Source organism: Streptomyces sp. NPDC007875 (assembly GCF_042868035.1).
GTDB classification, from domain to species: Bacteria; Actinomycetota; Actinomycetes; order Streptomycetales; family Streptomycetaceae; genus Streptomyces; species Streptomyces antimycoticus.
In genome coordinates this window covers 98,639-119,298 of the sequence record NZ_JBIADZ010000002.1, presented here as the reverse complement: position 1 = coordinate 119,298, position 20,660 = coordinate 98,639, and the positions used below count along the sequence as shown (strand labels likewise).

At 70.3% G+C, this 20,660-nt stretch carries 20 protein-coding genes and 1 tRNA gene; 11 read left to right on the top strand and 10 right to left on the bottom strand.

What is annotated here, in order from left to right; genetic code table 11:
- Nucleotides 1-31 precede the first annotated feature (31 nt).
- Nucleotides 32-1,552: a membrane-associated oxidoreductase gene (locus ACFYOY_RS04235; protein WP_351882141.1), complete on the top strand. Its 1,521-nt coding sequence runs from the start codon at nt 32-34 to the stop codon at nt 1,550-1,552.
- Between the two features lie 246 nt (nt 1,553-1,798).
- Nucleotides 1,799-2,248, top strand: a complete 450-nt coding sequence (locus tag ACFYOY_RS04230) for a hypothetical protein (RefSeq protein WP_351882139.1) — start codon at nt 1,799-1,801, stop codon at nt 2,246-2,248.
- A 254-nt stretch (nt 2,249-2,502) separates the two neighbouring features.
- Here the strand turns inward: ACFYOY_RS04230 and ACFYOY_RS04225 are convergent.
- Both ACFYOY_RS04225 and ACFYOY_RS04220 read right to left on the bottom strand, forming a co-directional pair.
- Nucleotides 2,503-2,576, bottom strand: a tRNA-Pro gene (locus tag ACFYOY_RS04225).
- 106 nt (nt 2,577-2,682) lie between these two features.
- Entirely contained in the window at nt 2,683-3,612 is a 930-nt protein-coding gene (locus tag ACFYOY_RS04220; RefSeq protein WP_388584710.1) for a metallophosphoesterase, read from the bottom strand.
- Nucleotides 3,613-3,689: 77 nt separating this feature from the next.
- Here ACFYOY_RS04220 and ACFYOY_RS04215 point away from each other — a divergent pair, with 77 nt between their 5' ends.
- Nucleotides 3,690-4,160: a GatB/YqeY domain-containing protein gene (locus ACFYOY_RS04215; protein WP_351882107.1), complete on the top strand. Its 471-nt coding sequence runs from the start codon at nt 3,690-3,692 to the stop codon at nt 4,158-4,160.
- 274 nt (nt 4,161-4,434) lie between these two features.
- Here ACFYOY_RS04215 and ACFYOY_RS04210 read toward each other — a convergent pair whose 3' ends face one another.
- A complete protein-coding gene (locus tag ACFYOY_RS04210) occupies nt 4,435-6,705 on the bottom strand; it encodes a transglycosylase domain-containing protein (RefSeq protein WP_388584707.1) in 2,271 nt (756 codons plus the stop codon).
- A 385-nt stretch (nt 6,706-7,090) separates the two neighbouring features.
- Between ACFYOY_RS04210 and ACFYOY_RS04205 the strand changes: the two genes are divergently transcribed.
- Nucleotides 7,091-7,426 carry a WhiB family transcriptional regulator gene (locus ACFYOY_RS04205; RefSeq protein ID WP_014061756.1) on the top strand — a complete coding sequence of 112 codons (336 nt, stop codon included), beginning with the start codon at nt 7,091-7,093 and terminating at the stop codon, nt 7,424-7,426.
- Between the two features lie 658 nt (nt 7,427-8,084).
- On the opposite strand, the gene ACFYOY_RS04200 is transcribed toward ACFYOY_RS04205, so the two are convergent.
- Together ACFYOY_RS04200 and ACFYOY_RS04195 are read right to left on the bottom strand one after the other, a co-directional pair.
- Complete coding sequence (locus ACFYOY_RS04200) at nt 8,085-9,449, bottom strand: ArsA family ATPase (RefSeq protein WP_388585279.1); 1,365 nt, start codon at nt 9,447-9,449, stop codon at nt 8,085-8,087.
- Nucleotides 9,450-9,502: 53 nt separating this feature from the next.
- The gene (locus ACFYOY_RS04195) at nt 9,503-10,480 is read right to left on the bottom strand and encodes an ArsA-related P-loop ATPase (RefSeq protein ID WP_351882103.1); all 978 of its coding nucleotides are present in this window, start codon (nt 10,478-10,480) and stop codon (nt 9,503-9,505) included.
- A gap of 72 nt (nt 10,481-10,552) precedes the next feature.
- Between ACFYOY_RS04195 and ACFYOY_RS04190 the strand changes: the two genes are divergently transcribed.
- From ACFYOY_RS04190 to ACFYOY_RS04175, 4 genes are all read left to right on the top strand, one after another.
- Nucleotides 10,553-10,708 (top strand): DUF4177 domain-containing protein, encoded by a 156-nt coding sequence (locus tag ACFYOY_RS04190; protein WP_020870215.1) that lies wholly within the window; start codon nt 10,553-10,555, stop codon nt 10,706-10,708.
- Nucleotides 10,708-11,178, top strand: coding sequence for a RidA family protein (locus ACFYOY_RS04185; RefSeq protein WP_388584702.1), 471 nt, complete (start codon nt 10,708-10,710; stop codon nt 11,176-11,178). Before ACFYOY_RS04190 ends, ACFYOY_RS04185 begins: the two co-directional genes overlap by 1 nt.
- A gap of 191 nt (nt 11,179-11,369) precedes the next feature.
- Nucleotides 11,370-12,437, top strand: coding sequence for an NUDIX hydrolase (locus ACFYOY_RS04180; protein WP_351882099.1), 1,068 nt, complete (start codon nt 11,370-11,372; stop codon nt 12,435-12,437).
- A complete protein-coding gene (locus ACFYOY_RS04175) occupies nt 12,434-13,264 on the top strand; it encodes an MBL fold metallo-hydrolase (protein ID WP_351882097.1) in 831 nt (276 codons plus the stop codon). Before ACFYOY_RS04180 ends, ACFYOY_RS04175 begins: the two co-directional genes overlap by 4 nt.
- A 155-nt stretch (nt 13,265-13,419) precedes the next feature.
- Here ACFYOY_RS04175 and ACFYOY_RS04170 read toward each other — a convergent pair whose 3' ends face one another.
- Nucleotides 13,420-14,094 (bottom strand): Crp/Fnr family transcriptional regulator, encoded by a 675-nt coding sequence (locus tag ACFYOY_RS04170; protein WP_014061749.1) that lies wholly within the window; start codon nt 14,092-14,094, stop codon nt 13,420-13,422.
- Nucleotides 14,095-14,342: 248 nt separating this feature from the next.
- Here ACFYOY_RS04170 and nth point away from each other — a divergent pair, with 248 nt between their 5' ends.
- The 3 genes from nth to ACFYOY_RS04155 are packed head-to-tail and all read left to right on the top strand — an operon-like array spanning nt 14,343 to nt 17,083.
- Nucleotides 14,343-15,188 (top strand): endonuclease III, encoded by an 846-nt coding sequence (gene nth, locus ACFYOY_RS04165; protein WP_388584699.1) that lies wholly within the window; start codon nt 14,343-14,345, stop codon nt 15,186-15,188.
- The gene (locus ACFYOY_RS04160; RefSeq protein ID WP_351882094.1) at nt 15,185-15,871 is read left to right on the top strand and encodes a CoA pyrophosphatase; all 687 of its coding nucleotides are present in this window, start codon (nt 15,185-15,187) and stop codon (nt 15,869-15,871) included. The genes nth and ACFYOY_RS04160 overlap by 4 nt, the downstream gene beginning before the upstream one ends.
- A 12-nt stretch (nt 15,872-15,883) precedes the next feature.
- Nucleotides 15,884-17,083 (top strand): MarP family serine protease, encoded by a 1,200-nt coding sequence (locus ACFYOY_RS04155; RefSeq protein WP_351882092.1) that lies wholly within the window; start codon nt 15,884-15,886, stop codon nt 17,081-17,083.
- Between the two features lie 171 nt (nt 17,084-17,254).
- On the opposite strand, the gene ACFYOY_RS04150 is transcribed toward ACFYOY_RS04155, so the two are convergent.
- From ACFYOY_RS04150 to nhaA, 4 genes are all read right to left on the bottom strand, one after another.
- Nucleotides 17,255-17,458 carry a hypothetical protein gene (locus tag ACFYOY_RS04150; RefSeq protein WP_078642266.1) on the bottom strand — a complete coding sequence of 68 codons (204 nt, stop codon included), beginning with the start codon at nt 17,456-17,458 and terminating at the stop codon, nt 17,255-17,257.
- Between the two features lie 143 nt (nt 17,459-17,601).
- Nucleotides 17,602-18,528: an alpha/beta hydrolase gene (locus ACFYOY_RS04145; protein WP_351882090.1), complete on the bottom strand. Its 927-nt coding sequence runs from the start codon at nt 18,526-18,528 to the stop codon at nt 17,602-17,604.
- Entirely contained in the window at nt 18,525-18,986 is a 462-nt protein-coding gene (locus ACFYOY_RS04140; protein ID WP_059142389.1) for a phage holin family protein, read from the bottom strand. The genes ACFYOY_RS04145 and ACFYOY_RS04140 overlap by 4 nt, the downstream gene beginning before the upstream one ends.
- A 129-nt stretch (nt 18,987-19,115) precedes the next feature.
- A complete protein-coding gene (gene nhaA / locus ACFYOY_RS04135) occupies nt 19,116-20,507 on the bottom strand; it encodes a Na+/H+ antiporter NhaA (RefSeq protein WP_351882088.1) in 1,392 nt (463 codons plus the stop codon).
- Nucleotides 20,508-20,660: the final 153 nt, after the last annotated feature.

Genomic DNA, 20,660 nt, shown 5'->3' with positions numbered 1-20,660 from the left:
CCCTGAGCGCCCCCGCGCCACCATCCCGCCGATGGAGATCGCCGACCTGACACCAGCCGAGCGCCGTGTCTGGGAGGCGTTCCCGCTGGGCGAGGGCGTGGATATGCGCGAGAGCGCCGACGACGACCCGGCGGCCGGTGGGCCCTGGGGGCCGGAGCGGACCGTACGGGCCGAGGTGTTACGGGCATTGCTGGTCGACGGGCCGAGCCGGGGTGGCGAGATAGCGGGGCTGAAGCTGGCGGGTGCGCGAATCACCGGGCAGCTCGACCTCAGGTACGGGGTGGTCCAGCACCCCATACGGCTGCGGTCCTGCCACTTCACGCGGGGCCCGATGCTCTACGGGGCGCAGCTGCGTGCCCTGGTGCTCAGTGATTCGGTGCTGCCCGGCCTCACCGCGGGAGCGCTCCGCGTCGATGGGGTGCTGCGGATGAGCGGCTGCCGTATCGCGGGCCCCGTAAGGCTTGCGGGGGCCCAGATCGCCGGGGCGATCTTCCTCGACGGGGCGCGCCTCGGTGTCTCCCCGGACGCCCCCGATGTCTCCGCCGCATCCCACACCCCTGATGCCGCGGACCCCGACGCGCTCCAGGAGCCGGCACTGGAACTCAACCACGTGGTCGTGGGCAACGACATAGCGGCAGCCGGGCTCGTCTGCCACGGTCAGGTCCGGCTGAACGGGGCCACCGTCACCGGTGAGGTCAACCTCGACGACGCCATGCTGCACCACCCCGGCCACACTGCCCTGCACGCCGAGACGCTGTCGGTCGGCACCGACCTGCGCGCCATGCGGCTGCGCGCCCATGGCCGGGTCAACCTCAGCGGCGCCAGAATTCCCCGTCATCTGAACCTCGCGTACGCCCGGTTCTCCAACCCCGGTGGCCAGGCCTTGCGCGCCAGCAGCTGCGTCATCGGCGAGCTGTGGTTGCGCGAGGCCGCCCCGATCGAGGGCACGGTGAACCTCCGGGGCTGTCAGGTCGATCTGCTGCACATCGCCCCGGAGACGTGGCCCGGCCGAGTCAGGATCGACGGCCTCAGCTATCGCAGGCTCACTCCCGACCTCCCCGCCGAACAACGCCTGACTCTGCTGGAGCGTGAGGAGTCGGGCTATCTGCCGTACGCCTATGAGCAGCTGACCGTCGCCTACCGCACCGCGGGCGATGACGCCGCCGCCCGCACGGTGCAACTGGCCAAGCTCCGCCGGCACCGCCGCACCCTTCCCCGGTACGCCAGGGCCTGGGGCCATCTCCAGGACCTCACTGTCGGCTACGGTTTCCGGCCCATGCGCGCCGCCGGATGGCTGCTGACCCTCCTCCTCACCGGCGCCCTCGCCTTCGCCCTGAACCACCCCCACCCCCTGAAGGCCGATGAGGCGCCCGATTTCAACCCCGTCTTCTACACCGTGGACCTGCTCCTGCCGATCACCGATTTCGGTCAGCAGTCCGCCTTCGCGCCACAGGGCTGGTGTCAGTGGCTCTCCTACACCCTCATCGTCACCGGCTGGATCCTGGCCACCACCATCGCAGCGGGCATCACCCGCTCCCTGAGCCGCCAATAGCGGACTGGCCCGGGCGGCTGAGGCGCTGAAGGCCGAAGAGTGAACTTTGCTGCCGCACCGACGAGTTGACCTGATCGCTACTCCATGTCTCCTGGCAGTACGTCCTACGATTGCTGGTCCGCGTACGAGGGGGCGAGATGGCGGCTACCCGCCCCGCTGTATTGGAGGGAGGAAATCGACCACGTCATCAAAGGACGTGGCGTCGCCTCCGATATCGGCGGAGTACGCACGCCGGGCCGTCGCGACGTGGAGCTGATCTACCACGACGGCAAGGTCCTGCGGTCGACACGACCTACCGTCGCCGAACACGACCAGGATCTCGTCAACATGCTTCGGGCACTGCCGGCTGGCAGCCTCGGCAATGTGGCGGTTCTCTGCCCCTCCATGCGTGCCAAAAGCCACTACCAGCGGCTTCTTACCCAGGCCGGACTCCCGCTGTGCCTGCTCGAGCACTACGACGGTCGTCCTGTCGAGGCCGTGAAGTTGGGCAGTTATCGCCGAGCCAAGGGACTTGAGTTCAAGTACGTGTGTCTGCCGCGCCACGACGAGCAGGTCAACGCACGGTCCGGCTTGTCCGAGACGGCGTCCGAGCGACAGCAACTCGCCCGCAGCCGGCTCTTCGTGGCCATGACCCGAGGACGTGACGTCCTCGGGCTGGGCGGCGTCAGCTCTGACGCACAAGGCCCGCCTCAGTGAGGGCGCCCTGACTGATGGCGCCGGTCAGCGCCGCGCCTCGCGGTCCACGCCCCGGTGGCCGGCAGAGCGACCACCGAGGTGACCCTGCGTTCGCTGTCCTGGATGACCGAAGCGTGCTCACGACTGCTCAGGGCTCCGGCACCGACGAGTCCTGACCGGCTCGCCTGGGAGCCAGGGACCCCAGGCGGCCTCAGGAATGAGTCAGGGGCCCGATCCACTTTCGCGGATCAGGCCCCTGACCTGTGTTCCTTCAGTCGGGGTGGCGGGATTTGAACCCACGACCTCTTCGTCCCGAACGAAGCGCGCTGCCAAGCTGCGCTACACCCCGAAGCAACGAGCTCTACTTTAGCGGACCTGTGGCCAGAGACGAAATCCGGTTTTCGAGGTCTCGCAGGTCGGGGCGTTCTGGGCGATCCCGGTGGGCCGGGGCGGGGTCAGGGGGTCTGGGGGGTCAGGGTGAGCAGGGTGGCTTCCGGGGGGCAGGCGAAGCGGACCGGGGTGTAGCGGTTGGTGCCGCAGCCCGCGGAGACGTGGAGGTAGGAGGTGTGGCCGCCGGCCTGGTGCTGGGAGAGGCCCTTGACCCGGCGGGTATCGAGGTCGCAGTTGGTGACCAGGGCGCCGTAGAAGGGGATGCACAGCTGGCCGCCGTGGGTGTGGCCGGCGAGGATCAGGGGATAGCGGTCGGCCGTGAAGGCGTCGAGGACGCGTAGATACGGGGCGTGGACCACGGCGAGCGAGAGGTCGGCGCCCGCCTCGGGGCCGCCGGCCACCTCGGCGTAGCGGTCGCGCTTGATGTGGGGGTCGTCGAGGCCGGTGAGGGCGATCTCGATGTCCTCCAGCTTCAGTCGGCCGCGCGTGTTCGACAGCCCGACCCAGCCGGCCGCGTCGAAGGCGTCACGGAGCTCCGTCCACGGGTTGTGGATGGCGCCGACGGCCGGGGCGTTGCCGTTCAGCCCGTGCCGGCCGCTGGCCTTCTCGAAGAGATAGCGGGCCGGGTTGCGCATCTTCGGTCCGTAGTAGTCGTTCGAGCCGAAGACATAGGCGCCGGGGAACTCCATCAGCGGGCCCAGCGCGTCCAGGACCTCCGGTACGCCCTCCGGGTCCGAGAGGTTGTCGCCCGTGTTCACCACGAAGTCGGGGCGCAGCCCGGCGAGGGACTGGAGCCAGCGCTGCTTCTTGCGCTGTCCGCTCACCATGTGGATGTCGGAGATCTGCAGGACGCGCAGGGGTCGCATCCCCTGCGGGAGCACCGGAACGGTGATCCGCCGGAGCCTGAAGGACCGGACTTCGAAGCCGGCGGCGTAGGCGAGGCCGGCCGCGCCGACCGCCGTGATTCCCAGGGGTACTCCGTATCGCGCGCGCATGTTGTCCATGGTCGCAGAACGCCGCCGGGGGAGAAATCTTCGGGTGATTCCCGGCCAGTGCTGGCAGACTCGACGCCATGACCACCACGCTCAAGTCCAGGCTGCAGAACGATCTCACCGCGGCGATCCGGGCGCGCGACGAGCTGCGTTCCTCGACTCTCCGGCTCACCATCAGCGCGATCACGAAGGAAGAGGTCGCGGGCGAGAGGGCCCGTGAGCTGTCCGACGCCGAGGTGGAGAAGATCGTCGCGCGGGAGTCCAAGAAGCGCCGTGAGGCGGCCGAGGCGTTCGAGAAGGGTGGACGCGCGGAGCAGGCCGAGCGGGAGCGGGCGGAGGGCGAAGTGCTCGCCGAGTATCTGCCGAAGCCCCTTACGGACGAGGAGCTGGACGCCCTGGTGGCCGAGGCGGTGGGGGAGGCCGCGGCGGGCGGTGCCGAGGGCCCGCGGGCCATGGGCGCCGTGATGAAGATCGTGAACCCGAAGATCGCCGGGCGGGCGGACGGCGGCCGGGTCGCCGCCGCGGTGAAGCGGCAGCTCGCGGGCGGGTAGCCAGCTCGCGGGCGGGTAGCCAGCGGGCGGTCAGCTTGCGGGCTGGGAGTTCTCGCTCGGGAGCCGAGTGTCAGTCGCGTTGCGTTAGGTGGCGTGTGCTGTGCGTTTCGCCGTGGCCCACGTGCTGTGTGCGTTGCGTTCCGCTTGCTTGCGCTGTGTTGTCGGCCTATTGCCGTGGCAACCGTAAGGATCGCAGCGTCGCCATCCCGCCCACATACAAAGGGGGCCGGACATCTCTGTCCGGCCCCCTTCGGCGCTTCATCGCGACGCTTCGCTACCGCGGCCAGTGCCAGCCGCCGTCTGCATTGCCGTTACCGCCGTTGCCGCCGTTCCCGTTCCCGTTCCCGTTGCCGCCGCCGATCAGGTCCGGGGGCAGAGAGATGTCCGGCCACGGGTTGTCCTCGCCGCCGTTTCCGCCGTCGTCGTTGCCACGGCCCGGCTTGTGGTCGCCCGGCTTCTTGCCGTCGTGGGGCTTGCGCTCGTTCGGGTCCTTGATCGGGACCTTCACGAAGTTCGGCGCCGGCTTGCCGTCCAGGGCGCCGCTCATCGCGTCCTTCCAGATAGGGCCGGGGGTGTCCGCGCCGTAGACCTTGTCGTGGGGGACGCCGCCGATGGTGATGTTCTCCATCTTGACGCCCTTGGCACCCGGGCCGCCGACCCACACCGCACCGGCCATGTTCGGGGTGTAGCCGACGAACCACGCGGCCCTGCGCTCGTCCGTCGTACCCGTCTTACCGGCGCTCGCACGGCTCTGGAGGCCGGCCTGCTTGCCGGTGCCGTCCTCGACGACCCCGCGCAGCAGCGTGTTGATGGTGTCCGCGGTCTTCGCCGACATCGCGCGGGAGCACTTCGACTGCGGGACCTTGAGCTCCTTGTGGTCCGGGCCGATGATCGACTCGATGAAGACCGGGGAGCAGTAGACACCGCGGTTGGCGAAGGTCGCGTAGGCGTTGGCCATCGTCAGCGGCGAGAAGCCCTCGGAGCCGAGGGTGAGGGAGGGCACCTGGTTGTGCTCCTTGCCGTCGGCGCGCTTCACCCCCATCTTGTCGGCCATCTGCGTCACCGGGCAGACCCCGATGTCGCTGATCAGCTGGACGAAGTAGGTGTTGACCGACTTGGCGGTCGCGTCCCGCATCCCGTAGGGGCCGACTTCCTTCTCGTTCTCGTTCTCGACGGTCGCGCCCTCGTCGTTGGTCCAGGTGCCCTTGCAGGTGGTGACCGGGCTCGGATACGCCATCTTGTACGGCGAGGAGTAGCGCTGGTACGGCTTCTTGCCCTGCTCGATCGCGGCCGCCGCGGTGATCGGCTTGAACGTGGAGCCGACCTGGAAGCCGTAGTTCGAGCCGCCCATGGACTTGTCCGCGGACAGGTTGATCTGGGTCTCGTTCTCGCCGAAGCCGTACGGCCTGGACTGGCCCATCCCCAGCACCTTGCCGGTGCCCGGTTCGACGAGCGTCACGGCGGTGGCCACCGGGTCGGACTGGTAGACATGCGCCTTGATCGACTTCTGGACCGACTTCTGGGCCTTCGGGTCGAGCGTCGTACGGATCGTCAGGCCGCCCTGGGTCCAGCGCTTGGCACGCGCCTCCGCCGTCTTGCCGAAGGCCGGGTCGTTGAGCAGGGTCTCGCGGACGTAGTCACAGAAGAACCCGGCGCCCTGGACGGCCGTGATGCAGCCACTCCTGGGCATGCTGACCTTCAGGCCGAGCGGCTTCTTCTGGGCCGCGGCGGCCTGCGCCGGAGTGATGTCCTTGACCTGGGCCATGCGCCGCAGAACCGTGTCACGGCGTTCCTTGGCGGACTTCGGGGCGCTGACCGGGTCGTAGCGGCTGGGCGACTGGACGAGACCGGCCAGCAGCGCCGCCTGCTCCAGCTTCAGGTCCTTGGCGGACTTGCTGAAGTAGCGCTGGGCCGCGGCCTCGATGCCGTACGCCTGCTGCCCGAAGAAGGTGATGTTCAGGTAGTTCTCGAGGATCCGCTTCTTGCCCAGTTCCTTCTCGACCTTGATCGCGTACTTCAGTTCCTTGATCTTGCGGCCTATGGACTGCCGGGTGGCCTGGGCGACCTTCTCTTTGTCGTCGCCCGCCTCCTCGACGAACACGTTCTTCACATACTGCTGGGTCAGCGTGGAGGCGCCCTGGGAGACCCCACCGTCCTGCGCGTTGGTGTTGACCGCGCGCAGCACGCCCTTGAGGTCGACCGCCCCGTGCTCGTAGAAGCGGGCGTCCTCGATCGCGACGATCGCCTGTCGCATATACGGGGAGATGTCGTTCAGCTTGACGATCGTCCGGTCACGGGAGTAGACCTTCGCGATCTCCCCGCCCTCGGCGTCCAGGATCGTCGTCCGCTGGCTGAGCGGCGGTGTCTTGAGATTGGCCGGAATTCCGTCGAACTCCTCGACCGTTCCCTTGGCTGCGAGGCCGAGCGCCCCCACGGCGGGAAGCGCGAGCCCGGCCATCACGGCACCGGCCAGCGCGCTGACGCCGAGGAACTTGGCGGCCTGTTGAGCGGTGGACAGCCCGCCGCTCGAGCGCGTGTTTCCCATAGGACGCAGCCTACGTCTCGAATCGCCGGACAGGGGACCGGGTGTTCGCATACGCTGTTTCACGCCAGTCACAGGTGAGTGGCTGAGCCACACCCCCACCCTCACTCAAGTGAGTGATGAGGCCTGCCCGGATTGCGGCCTCCGTCCCGAGCTGCCCGTTGTTCGGCGGGTGAACTGCCCCTATTTGCACTAGTAATCGCAAATGCCGCCAGCTCACTCCGTTGGGTGATCTGCCGCGTACCCATAGTCCGTTCGGACCATCCAAGATTGGGCCTGCAGGGGGTGTTGCGCCTTGTCTCGCTTCCGTAACGTCCTCAACTGGCGACGGTGAATATGCCGTTTGTCGCCGTGGGGGAGCTCCGATTCGGGAGAGGACGGCGCCAGCATGGGCTGGGTAACCGACTGGAGTGCGCAGGCCGCCTGCCGCACTACTGATCCAGATGAACTGTTCGTCCAGGGCGCGGCACAGAACAGGGCCAAAGCGGTCTGCACCGGATGCCCGGTGCGCACCGAGTGCCTTGCGGATGCCTTGGACAACCGCGTGGAGTTCGGCGTGTGGGGAGGGATGACCGAGCGCGAGCGGCGAGCACTGCTGCGCCGCCGGCCGACGGTGACCTCCTGGCGCAGGCTCCTGGAAACCGCGCGCGTCGAGTACGAGCGCAGCGCGGGGATTCTGCCCTTCGACGACGAGGACTACGAGCGCTTCGCCGCGGTCGGATAGACCGGACGGCGGTGCGCCGGCGGTCGGCTGACGGCCTGCCGGTGTGAGCGTCTCGCCTCATCATCACCTCACCCACCTCTCGTCATCGGCACGAGTGGGGGTGCGAGTACGGCGCGCCTCGTCAGGGGCGGGTACGGGTACGCGCACGCCTCCGAGCACGACCGCGGCCAGGGCCGCGGTCGGCCGTGGGGGCGCGAGTGACATGGGTGACGAGGGCTAACGGGTCGGTGCGGGCCGGGGGTTGGTCTGTGGCTGGTCTGTGAGGGAGGCGGCGATTGATCTGCCGCCACCTGAGCCACTGGTGACTCTCTGCGCGGTCGGTGACTGTGGCCTGTCGTGTGCCCGTGTGCCCGTGTGCCCGTGTGCCCGTGTGCCCGTGTGCCCGTGTGTCCGTGCGTGCCCGTGTGCCCGTGTGTGCGCGGGGTGTCGTGAGCCGCTTGCTGGGGCGCCGTGTCCGCCAGGGCCCGCTATACGCGCCCGCGCCTCTGTCTGTCTCGGCTTGCCTCGGCGTCTGCCTGCATCGGCGATGGCCACCGAGGCCGATCAGCGAGGTCCGACACCGCCGTCCGTCACGGCCCGTCACCGCTGTCCGTTATGCGTGCTGCCTGTCGTACGTCTCCTTCGTGCCCGCGCCGCCGACCGCCGCGCGGGCACCGACTCAGCCCGCGCGTTTGGTCCGTTCCAGTGGGACCGCGAGGCGATCGCCGATCGCTCGCAGCCCTGCCAAGTCGTGTACGTCGCCAGGGAGTGCGGCCACTTGGGCCACCGGAACCTCGGGGTGGAGAGCCGTGAAGCGGTCGTGTGTGCGCTGCTCGCGTCCGAGCACCTGCATACGCTCCGCGTGCAGCCGAAGCAGGCCCGCGGCGAGCCGCTCCGCCGACGTGTCCGCCGACGTGGGGGAGACGTCGGGGTCCGCTGCCGAGGGGTTCCGCGCTTGAGCATTCCCTGAGGGGGGATCGACAAATCCGCCGTCGGCAAGATTTTCTGTCCCGGCACCGTTCTTGGCCGGATCACTTTCCTCCGCCGCGTTCGCGAGCGCATCGTCCGGATCCGCCGGATCCGCCGGATCCGCGGGGTCGCCCGTCAGGGAAAGGATCTCGGCGGCGGCCAACGCCCGTTCCGCCGACAGTTGTTCGGCCCCGCTGCCGTGCACCCGGTTCAGCACCAGCCCGGCCAGCGGCATCTGGTCCGCGGCCAGGCGTTCGACGAAGTACGCGGCCTCCCGCAGGGCATCCCGCTCGGGCGCGGCCACCACGAGGAAGGCCGTACCGGGAGCCTGCAGTAGCCGGTAGGTGGCCTCCGCGCGAGTACGGAATCCGCCGAACATGGTGTCCATCGCGGCAGCAAACGTCTGAACGTCGCGCAGCAGCTGCCCGCCGAGCACCTTGCTGACCGTGCCCGTCATCATCGACACGCCCACGTTCAGGAACTTCATCCCGGCCTTGCCGCCCACCTTCGCCGGCGCCATCAGCACCTTGATGAACTTCCCGTCCAGGAAGGAGCCGAGACGTTTCGGCGCGTCCAGGAAATCCAGCGCCGACCGGCTGGGCGGGGTGTCGACGATGATCAGGTCCCATTCGTCGCGGGCCCGGAGCTGGCCGAGCTTCTCCATGGCCATGTACTCCTGCGTGCCCGCGAAACCGGCCGACAGCGACTGGTAGAAGGGGTTCGCGAGGATCGCCCGGGCGCGCTCGGGGTCGGCGTGCGCCTCGACGAACTCGTCGAACGTCCGCTTCATGTCCAGCATCATGGCGTGCAGTTCGCCGCCGTTCCCGTCGCCGATGCCCTCCACCCGGCGCGGGATGTTGTCGAGCGCGTCGATGCCCATGGACTGGGCGAGCCGGCGGGCCGGGTCGATGGTGAGGACGACGACCTTGCGGCCGCGCTCGGCGGCCCGTACGCCCAGGGCGGCGGCGGTGGTGGTCTTGCCGACGCCGCCCGAGCCGCAGCACACCACGATGCGGGTCTGCGGATCGTCCAGCAGGACGTCGATGTCCAGCCGGGGTGCCACGTCCATGCCCATGCCGCCTCCTGCGTACGACTCGTTGTCCGTGGCGCCCTTACGGGGGGCGCCGCTCACGTCGGCCACTGCTTGCGCAGATCCGCCGCGAGCCGGTAGAGCCCCGCCAGGTCGATGCCGTCCGTAAGGAGCTCCAGCTCGTGCAGCGGCAGCCCCAGGCCGGTCAGCTCGGCGCGCTGCGCCCGCTCCAGCGCCACCCGCTCGGCGTGCTCCCGTGCCTGCTCCAGCAGCGGGTCGACCAGCCGCTCGGCCATGCCGCCGCGGCGCGCACCACCCAGGCCCGCCTGGGAGAGCGCCTTGGCGACGGCCGTGCGCTGCCCGTTGGCGACGGCCTCGACGGCCTCGTGGTCGAGGACCGCGGGCCGCACCATGTTGATGATGACGCCGCCCGTAGGGAGGCCGTCGGCGCGCAGTTCGGAGATGCCGTCCGCGGTCTCCTGGACCGGCATCTCCTCCAGGAGGGTCACCATGTGGACCGCCGTCTGGGGCGACTTCAGGACGCGCATGACGGCCTGTGCCTGGTTGTGTATCGGGCCGGTCCGGGCCAGCCCCGCCACCTCGTCGTTGACGTTCAGGAAGCGGGTGATGCGGCCGGTGGGCGGCGCGTCCATGACCACGGAGTCGTAGACGAAGCGGCCGTCCTTGCCCTTGCGGCGCACCGCCTCGCACGCCTTGCCGGTCAGCAGGACGTCCCGCAGCCCCGGGGCGATGGTGGTCGCGAAGTCGATCGCGCCGAGCTTCTTGAGGGCGCGCCCGGCCGAGCCCAGCTTGTAGAACATATGGAGGTAGTCCAGAAGTGCGAACTCCGGGTCGATCGCCAGAGCGTGCACCTCCCCGCCGCCCGGCGCGGTGGCGATCTTCCGCTCCTCGTAAGGCAGCGGCTCCGTTTCGAAGAGTTGTGCGATGCCCTGACGGCCTTCGACCTCGACCAGCAGGGTGCGCCTGCCCTCGGCCGCGAGGGCCAGCGCGAGTGCGGCGGCGACCGTGGTCTTGCCGGTTCCGCCCTTACCGCTGACGACATGGAGCCTGCTCACACTGGGGAGCCTAACCAGTCGCCCCTCGCCCTACGCACCAGGGCCCGGCGGAGAGGCATTACAGTCGGCCCCATGACCAAGTGGGAATATGCGACCGTACCGCTGCTCGTACACGCCACGAAGCAGATTCTGGACACCTGGGGCGAGGACGGCTGGGAGCTGGTCCAGGTCGTCCCCGGGCCCAACCCTGAGCAGCTGGTGGCCTACCTGAAGCGGGAGAAGGGCTGATGGCGGGCGGCACCGTCGAGGGCAGGCTCGCCGGGCTCGGCCTGACGCTGCCCGAGGTCGCGGCGCCCCTGGCCTCGTATGTGCCCGCGCTGCGCACCGGTCCGTACGTCTACACCTCGGGCCAGCTGCCGCTGGTCGAGGGGAAGCTGGGCGTGACGGGCAAGGTCGGCGCGGAGGTGACCCCGGAGGAGGCCAAGGAGCTGGCGCGCACCTGTGCGCTGAACGCCCTGGCCGCCGTGAAGTCGGTCGTCGGCGACCTCGACCGGGTCGTGCGCGTCGTGAAGGTCGTCGGTTTCGTCGCCTCGGCACCGGACTTCACCGGCCAGCCGGGTGTCGTCAACGGTGCGAGCGAGCTGCTGGGCGAGGCCCTGGGTGACGCGGGCGTGCACGCGCGCAGCGCGGTGGGCGTGGCGGTGCTGCCGCTGGACGCGCCGGTCGAGGTCGAGATCCAGGTCGAGGTCGCCGACTAGCGAGCGTCGAGGTCGCCGACCGGCGGGCGTCGAAGTCGCGGACTGGGGAGCCGGACTCGTGGGCGGGCCGTGCCGGTGGGCCGGTGGGCCGGTGGGCGCGGACCGGTGTGACCGCCGGTGCGCGGGCCGGCACCGGCGTGGCGCCGCCGGTGCCACTCGAACATCAGCCCGTAAGCGCATAGCATCCGGCCATGTCCACTACGAATGGCCAGTGGTATCCACCCGAGTGGCCAGAGCGGATCCGCCTCTTGTCGGCGGGCGAGCTCACACCGGTGACACCGCGCCGGGCCGCCACCGTGCTGCTGCTGCGAGACGGACCGGACGGAACGGACGGACAGGACACACCACAGGACGCACAGGACGCACAGGGCAGGGACGGGGAGCACTCACCGGACGAGCTCGACGCACCGGAGTGGCTCGACACGGTGCCGGGGCCCGCGGAGGCTCCGGAAGGCCCTGAAACGCCCCCAGAGGGCCTGCGGAACGCGGCCGGAGGGGCCGACGGGCTCGCCGTATACATGCTGCGCAGACGCGCCTCCATGGCCTTCGCCGGAGGCGCGTACGCCTATCCGGGCGGTTCCGTGGACCCGCGCGACGAGCGGATGGTCACCTGGGCCGGCCCCTCGCGGGCGCAGTGGGCGAGGCGGCTGGGCCTGGACCCGAGCGAGGCGACGCAGGCTCAGGCCATCGTGTGCGCGGCGGTCCGCGAGACCTTCGAGGAGGCGGGGGTCCTGCTCGCGGGCCCGACGCCGCACACCGTGGTCGCGGACACGACGGGGGACGACTGGGAGACGGACCGCGCGGCGCTGGTCGCCCGGGATCTGTCGTTCGCGGAGTTCCTGGACCGCCGGGGGCTTGTGCTCCGCTCGGATCTGCTGGGCTGCTGGGCCCGCTGGATCACCCCGGAGTTCGAACCGCGCCGCTACGACACCTGGTTCTTCGTGGCTGCGCTGCCGCGGGGGCAGCGCACCCGTAATGCCTCCACGGAGGCGGACCGGACCGTCTGGATCCGTCCGGACGACGCGGCCGACGGCTACGACCGGGGCGAGCTGCTGATGATGCCGCCCACGATCGCGACGCTGCGCCAGCTCGCGGCCCATGGCTCGGTCGCCGACGTACTTGCCGCGGCGGCGGACCGGGATCTGACGCCGGTGCTGGCCCAGGCGCGGGTGGAAAACGGGGAACTGGTGTTGAGCTGGCCGGGTCATGATGAGTTCACCAAGCACATCCCGGGAGCCACGGGGGGACTCTCCGCATGACGTACGCATCCGCTCTGCCCGGCCAGCCGCGTGGGGGCACCATCGGCGGCCCGGCCACCGACCGGGCCTTCTGCGTCCTGGCGCCGAACGCCTCGCCCATGACGCTGGACGGCACCAACACCTGGATCGTCGCCGAGCCCGGCTCCGACCTCGCCGTCGTCATCGACCCCGGGCCGCTGGACGACGCACACCTCAAGGACGTCATCGCCACCGCCGAGCGGGCGGGCAGGCGGGTCGCGCTGACGCTGCTCACCCATGGCCACCCGGACCACGCGGAGGGCGCGGCGCGCTTCGCCGAGCTGACGCGGACGTCCGTAAGGGCCCTGGATCCGGCGCTGCGGCTGGGGGACGAAGGGCTGGGACTGGGGGACGTCATAACCACCGGCGGTCTGGAGCTACGGGTGGTGCCCACGCCCGGCCACACCGCCGACTCGCTGTCCTTCCACCTTCCGGCCGATGGCGCGGTCCTTACGGGCGACACGGTGCTCGGGCGGGGCACGACCGTCGTCGCGCATCCGGACGGGCGGCTCGGCGACTATCTGGACTCGCTGCGGCGGCTGCGCTCGCTGACGGTGGACGACGGGGTGGACACCGTCCTGCCGGGCCACGGGCCGGTGCTGAGCGACGCCCGGGGTGTCGTGGAGTACTACCTCGCGCATCGCGCCAACCGGCTCGCGCAGGTGGAGACGGCCGTCGAGGACGGTCACCGGACGCCCTCGGAGGTCGTGGCGCGTGTGTACGCGGATGTGGACCGGTCTCTGTGGCCGGCGGCGGAGCTGTCGGTACGGGCCCAGCTGGACTATCTGCGCGAGCACGGGCTGATCTGAGCCCGCTCTTCCTGGAGCCCGTGGCCTCCACAGCCCGTGGCTGCACAGCCCGTGGTCCGCCGCTCAGGAGCGCCGTAAGGGCCCCGCCGGAATCCCGGCGAGGCCCTTACGCTCCGTTTTCGCGTATCCGCTCCGTGCGGCGGTTCCGTCCGGCGTCAGCGGGAGCGCTTGGCCAGCCGCTCGACGTCCAGCAGGATCACCGCGCGCGCCTCCAGCCGCAGCCAGCCGCGGCCCGCGAAGTCGGCGAGCGCCTTGTTGACGGTCTCGCGGGAGGCGCCGACCAGCTGGGCCAACTCCTCCTGGGTCAGGTCGTGGACGACGTGGATGCCCTCCTCCGACTGCACGCCGAAGCGGCGCGACAGGTCCAGCAGGGCCCTGGCGACGCGGCCGGGAACGTCGGAGAAGACCAGGTCGGACATCTGGTCGTTGGTCTTGCGCAGGCGCCGGGCGACCGCGCGCAGCAGCGCGGAGGCGACCTCGGGCCGGGCGTTCAGCCACGGCTGCAGATCGCCGTGGCCGAGGCCGAGCAGCTTGACCTCGGTAAGGGCGGTGGCGGTGGCGGTACGCGGGCCGGGGTCGAAAAGCGACAGTTCGCCGATCAGCTCGCCGGGGCCGAGCACGGCGAGCATGTTCTCGCGGCCGTCGGGAGAGGTGCGGTGGAGCTTCACCTTGCCCTCGGTGACCACGTACAGGCGATCGCCGGGGTCCCCTTCGTGGAAGAGCGCGTCACCCCGCGCGAGGGTGACCTCTCCCATGGAGGCGCGCAGCTCAGCGGCCTGCTCGTCATCGAGCGCCGCGAAGAGCGGGGCGCGCCGCAGAACGTCGTCCACGAGTCTCTCCTTGTCGACATGCACAGGGGACCGACGTCCCCATGATGCCGGACGGTAAAACAGTGCGATCAATCACAAGTTTGACGCACTGGCCTGCCGAGCTGTGCGGCAGGGGTCCGATTGGGGACCTCTTCGCGGTGGCCGGGGCGGATGTCAGTGGGTGGGCTTAGGCTGGCCGGGTGTCCAATACGCCGGTGAGAGCACAGGGCAAGGGGGCCGGACGGGTGACCGCACCTCGTAATTCCGCTGTGGGCGAACAAGAGTCCGCCGAGTCGACAGAAGCCGCGAAGCCGCATAAATCGGTCAAGGGCTCGAAGGGCGCCCGCCCCGAGTCCCGGCTCGCCCTCGTCCGCCGTGCCCGGCGCATCAACCGTGAGCTCGCCGAGGTGTATCCGTACGCCCATCCCGAGCTGGACTTCGAGAGCCCTTTCCAGCTGCTGGTGGCCACGGTCCTGTCCGCCCAGACCACCGATCTGCGGGTCAACCAGACCACCCCCGCCCTCTTCGCCGCCTATCCGACGCCCGAGGACATGGCGGCAGCCGACCCGGAGGCCCTGGAGCAGCTGATCCGGCCGACCGGCTTCTTCCGCGCCAAGGCCAAATCGCTGCTGGGCCTGTCCGCCGCCCTGCGTGACCGCTTCGGCGGCGAGGTCCCGGGCCGGCTCGAGGATCTGGTCACCCTGCCCGGTGTCGGCCGTAAGACGGCCAATGTGGTGCTCGGCAATGCCTTCGGGGTGCCGGGCCTGACCGTGGACACCCACTTCGGGAGGCTGGTGCGGCGCTGGAAGTGGACCGCCCAGGAGGACCCCGAGAAGGTCGAGGCGGAGATCGCCGCGCTCTTCCCCAAGAGCGAGTGGACGATGCTCTCGCACCGCATCATCTTCCACGGCCGCCGCGTCTGCCACGCCCGCAAGCCCGCGTGCGGCGCCTGCCCGATCGCCCCGCTCTGCCCGGCGTACGGGGAGGGCGAGACCGACCCGGACAAGGCGAAGAAGCTGCTGAAGTACGAGATGGGCGGCCAGCCGGGCCAGCGCCTGCGCCCGCCGTCCGACTACCCCGGCCGTCCCGCCGCCCCCCTGGGAGCCGCTGAGTGACGAGTACGTACGGCGGGGACGTGGAGGTCAGCGCCCATGGGCTGCCCGAGTGGTTGCTGCCGGTGGCGCGGGTGGCCGAGACGATCGAGCCGCGTCAGCTGAGCCGGTTCCTGCCGCCCCCACAGGGCGGCGGCCGCCCCTCCGCCGTGTTGGTGCTCTTCGGCGAGGGCGCCGACGGCCCGGAGCTGCTCCTCATGGAGCGCTCCGGATCGCTGCGCTCGCACGCAGGCCAGCCCTCCTTCCCCGGCGGCGCCCTCGACCCGGAGGACGGGGATCCGGACGAGGAGGGCCCGCTGCGCGCGGCGCTGCGGGAGGCCGAGGAGGAGACGGGGCTCGACCCCTCGGGGGTGCAGGTCTTCGCCGTGCTGCCGCGGCTCTACATCCCGGTGAGCGGCTTCGTCGTCACCCCGGTGCTCGGCTGGTGGCGTCGGCCCAGCCCGGTCGGGGCCGTGGACCCGGCCGAGACGGCTCGGGTCTTCACGGTTCCCGTGGCGGATCTCACGGACCCGGCGAACCGGGCCACGACCGTCCACCCCAGCGGCCACCGGGGGCCCGCCTTCCTGGTGGGATCCGCTCTGGTCTGGGGCTTCACCGCCGGAGTGATCGATCGCATCCTGCATTTCGCGGGGTGGGAGCGGCCGTGGGACCGCGCCAAGCACGTCTCACTCGACTGGCGCGCGTGAGACGGTGTTCCGGTGAATGTGCTGGACATCCTGCTGCTGCTCGCCGCCGTATGGTTCGCGGTCGTCGGCTACCGCCAGGGCTTCGTCGTCGGTGTGCTGTCGGTGACGGGGTTCATCGGGGGTGGGCTGATCGCGGTCTATCTGCTGCCGCTCATATGGGACGGCACGACCGACAAGACATCCCCCGGCACGGTCGGTGCCGTGGTGGCGATCGTCCTGGTGATCGTGTGTGCCTCGGTCGGCCAGGCCGCCACCACGCACCTGGGGAACAAGCTGCGGCGGTACATCACCTGGTCACCGGCGCGCGCCCTGGACGCGACCGGCGGCGCGCTGGTGAACGTCCTGGCGATGCTGCTGGTGTCCTGGCTGATCGGCTCCCTGGTGGCCCAGACCTCGCTCCCCACCCTGGGCCGGGAGGTCCGTGACTCCAAGGTGCTGCTCGGGGTCTCCCGCGTCGTTCCGGACGAGGCGAACACCTGGTTCACCGACTTCTCGTCCGTGCTCGCGCAGAACGGCTTCCCGCAGGTCTTCTCGCCCTTCGCCAACGAGCCGATCACCTCGGTGCCGCAGCCCGATCCCGCGCTCGCCCAGTCCCCGGTGGCCACGCGGGCGCAGGAGAGCATCGTCAAGGTCGTCGGGACCGCCCCCAGCTGCGGCAAGGTCCTCGAGGGCAGCGGCTTCGTCTTCGCACCGAACCGGGTCATGACCAACGCCCATGTCGTCGGCGGCGTCAGCGACCCGACCGTACAGATAGGCGGCGAGGGCCGGCTGTACGACGCCAAGGTCGTGCTCTACGACTGGAAGCGCGATATCGCGGTCCTCGATGTGCCCTCGCTGCAGGCCCCGGCGCTCCAGTTCGCCCAGGACGACGCGCGCTCCGGTGACGGCGCGATCGTCGCCGGCTTCCCGGAGAACGGCGCCTTCGATGTGCGCGCCGCTCGCGTCCGCGGCCGTATCGAGGCCAACGGCCCCGACATCTACCGCCGCTCCACCGTGCACCGCGATGTGTACTCGCTGTACGCGACGGTGCGGCAGGGCAACTCCGGCGGCCCGCTGCTCACCCCGCAGGGGCGGGTGTACGGCGTGGTCTTCGCCAAGTCCCTCGACGATGCGAACACCGGGTACGCGCTGACGGCGGACGAGGTGAGCCAGGACATCGAGAAGGGGCGTACGGCCGACCAGCCGGTGGACAGCCAGGGGTGTGCCCTCTAGCGCGGTGGCCGAGGGATATGCCCTCCGGAGCGGATGCGCCCGGCGGAATGTGGCCCTCCGGAGCGGAGCCAGAGCGGAGAGGCCCTCCAAAACGGGGTGATCCGGTGGTGCCGAGCGTGCTACCAGGGGTTTCCGGTGTCGCCGGGGCCCCGGGCCGCGCCGGAGGTACTGCTAGCGGCTGCGTGGATGGCGCAACCGCGCCGAGACCCACCGGGCCCGGCGGCGGATGATGCGGGGAATCCCGAGGTTCGGGTCATGGCCTTGGGTAGGCCCGGAGCCGCCCCGCTCGGAAACACTCAGCGCGGCATTGGCAGTAGCGGCGGCCTGGGGGCCGCGGCTGTTTGGTGCGTCACGGTAGTCGTGCGTCCAGCCCATACCTCGGTGTCTGCCCCTGACCCAAGGTCCGTAATCGCCGGTGGCTGCGGCAATTGGCCTATGCTCCAGGCAATTGGCTGTTCGAAAAACAGATGTTCGCCCGACCGTCGTCGCGCGGTCGGAATGCGTATGGCCGACGCCGCTCAGCGGTCGGGTTCGGGGTCCTTGAGCCAGTTGATCAGCTCGGAGGTGAAGGCCCGGGGGTCCTCCTCGTGCGGGAAGTGACCGAGCCCGTCGAAGAGCCGCCAGCGGTAGGGGGCCTCGACATACTCCCCGGAGCCCGCCGCGCTGCGGGTCCGCATCACCGGGTCGAGTGACCCGTGCAGATGCAGGGTCGGGACCTGCACCGGCCGCTTCATTCGCCGGTTGAACTGGAAACCGTCCGGCCGTGCCAGCGATCGCACCATCCAGCGGTACGGCTCGATCGAGCAGTGCGCGGTCGAGGGGATGCGCATCGCCCGCCGGTAGACCTCCACGGCCTCGTCATCGGGCAGTCGAGGCCCGGACCACTCCCGGATCAACCGCCCCACGGCCGCCGCGTCGTCCGCGACCAGCTGGCGCTCGGGCAGCCAGGGTCGCTGGAAGCCCCACACATGGGCGCTGGCCGCGCTCTGCTTGACGTCCGCCAGCATCGCCGAGCGCCAGCGGCGGGGGTGCGGCATCGAGGCCACCGCGAGCCGCCGCACCAGCTTCGGCCGCATCACCGCGGCCGTCCACGCCAGATATCCGCCCAGGTCATGGCCGACGAGCGCGGCGTCCGGCTCACCCAGCGAACGGATCACGCCGGTGATGTCGAGGGCGAGGTTGGCCGGGTCGTAGCCCCTGGGCGTACGGTCGCTGCCGCCCACCCCGCGCAGATCCATCGCTACCGCGCGGTAGCCGGCGTCGGCGAGCGCGGGCAGCTGGTGCCGCCAGGTCCACCAGAACTGCGGAAAGCCGTGCAGCAGCAGCACCAGCGGGCCGTCACCCAGTTCGGCGATGTGGAAGCGCGCGCCGTTGGCCGCGACATCCCGGTGGGTCCAGGGGCCGTCGAGCCGTACGACCGACGCGGAGGTATCAGGGACGGTCATGCCGACGAGCGTGTCATATCCCGCACAGAGCGTCCGCCATTGCTCTCGGCCCGCGGATGCGGCTTGACGCTCCCCAGTACGGCGGCGCTCTCCTTGGACGAGGCGATCGACCGCTTCGGGGCCTTGACCTTCTTGAACTTCAACAGCGCCAGCAGCCCCAGGATCCCGGCGAACAGCCAGTAGATACCGCCCACGATCAGAAAGCACCAGGCGAGGCCGAGGCCGGTCCAGGCGCGCATGCCGTAGGCGAGGGCGAAGCTCAGCACCGGCAGCGAGAACAGCAGCAGCACCCCGGCCGCCATCCCCGCGCCGCTGCCGACCGCGGCTTTCTTGGCCCCCACTCGGAGCTCGGCCTTGGCCAGCGCGATCTCGTCGTGCATCAGCGCCGACAGCTCGGTGGTCGCCGTCGCCACCAGCTGGCCGAGGCTGCGGTTGCCGCCGTCGTCGGCTGCGCTCATCGCCATCTCCCTCTGCTCTTGTGCGTCTTCGCTCGTGCTGCGCCGTCCGCGCTTGGTACGTCTCGCTTGGTACGTCGTCTGTGCTTGCTACGTCTTCTGCGCATTTCTGCGGGCGTCAAGCCTCTCAGATCATGCCGGACCATCGTCGCCGGAGTCGTTCGCGGCGGCCACTTCGGCAAGCCGCCGGTGCTCGGCGGCCTTTGCCTCGTGAATGGCGGCCATCCGCAGGTGGTATCCGGGGGTGTCCAGCTCATAGACATCCGGGATGCCGTCCATGTCCTCGTCCCGCTCCTCCTCCTGACACAGCCGCTGGTACCTGGTGTTGCGCAGCTTGAGGAGGATGCCGGCGAACAGGGCGGCGCTCAGCGAGCCGATGAGGACCGCCGCCTTGATTTCCCCGGCGAGCGTGGGATCGGCGGGGAAGGCGAGTTCGCCGATGAGAAGGGAGACGGTGAAGCCGATTCCGGCGAGGGCGGCCATGGCGAAGACATCGGCCCAGGCCAGATCCTCGTTCAGCTCGGCCCTGGTGAAGCGGGCGGCGCACCAGGAGCCGCCGAAGACGCCGACGGCCTTGCCCACGACGAGGCCGAGGACGACGCCGAGGGTCTCCGGGCGGGTGAAGACATCCGCCACGGCGCCACCGGAGAGCGGCACCCCGGCCGCGAACAGGGCGAACAGCGGCACCGCCACGCCCGCCGACACAGGGCGCAGCCGGTGCTCGACTCGTTCGGCGGGGGAGCGCTCCTCGCCCTCCCGTACGGTGCAGCGCAGCATCAGGCCCATCGCGACGCCGGCGATGGTGGCATGCACACCGCTGGCGTGCATCAGGGCCCAGACCACCATGGCGAGCGGGAGATGGATCCAGGCCGTCCGGACGCCCTTGCGGTGCAGCAGCCAGACGAGGCCGAGCGCGGCGACGGACAGGCCCAGGGCGATGAAGTTGATGTGCTGGGTGAAGAAGATCGCGATGATCAGGATGGCGCCGAGGTCGTCGACGACCGCGAGGGTGAGCAGGAAGGCGCGCAGCGCGGCGGGCAGGGCGGTGCCGAGCACGGCGAGGACGGCGAGCGCGAAGGCGATATCGGTGGCGGTCGGCACGGCCCAGCCCCTGAGGCTGCCGCCGCCGCTCGCGCTGACGGCGACATAGACGAGCGCGGGCACGGCCATGCCGCAGACGGCGGCGATCACGGGCAGCGCGGCCGCCTTGGGGTCGCGCAGCTCGCCCGCGACCAGCTCGCGCTTGAGCTCGATACCGGCGACGAAGAAGAAGATCGTGAGCAGGCCGTCGGTGGCCCAGGAGGCGACCGAGAGGTGCAGATGCAGCGCCCGGGGGCCGAAGGAGAAGTCCTTGATGTCGCCGTAGAGGCCGCTGAGCGGGGTGTTGGCAAGGATCAGCGCCACGATGGCGGCCACGAGGAGGATCACACCGCCGACGGTCTCGGTGCGCAGCGCGTCGGTGACGAACGTTCGCTCGGGCAGCGACAGGCGTCCGAGGAACTTGCGGCTGGTGGGCGCGGCCACAGGCGGGCCTCCTGGGTGGGTCGGTGGTGCGGATACACGTATGGCGTATGCCGACCAGACTTCCCGGCGCTCCCGCCCCTCATCTTGTCGTAATTTCCACGCGACAGCCACCTGCGGCCATCACGGCGAGGGGCGCTCCCGCCTGGCGGGAAC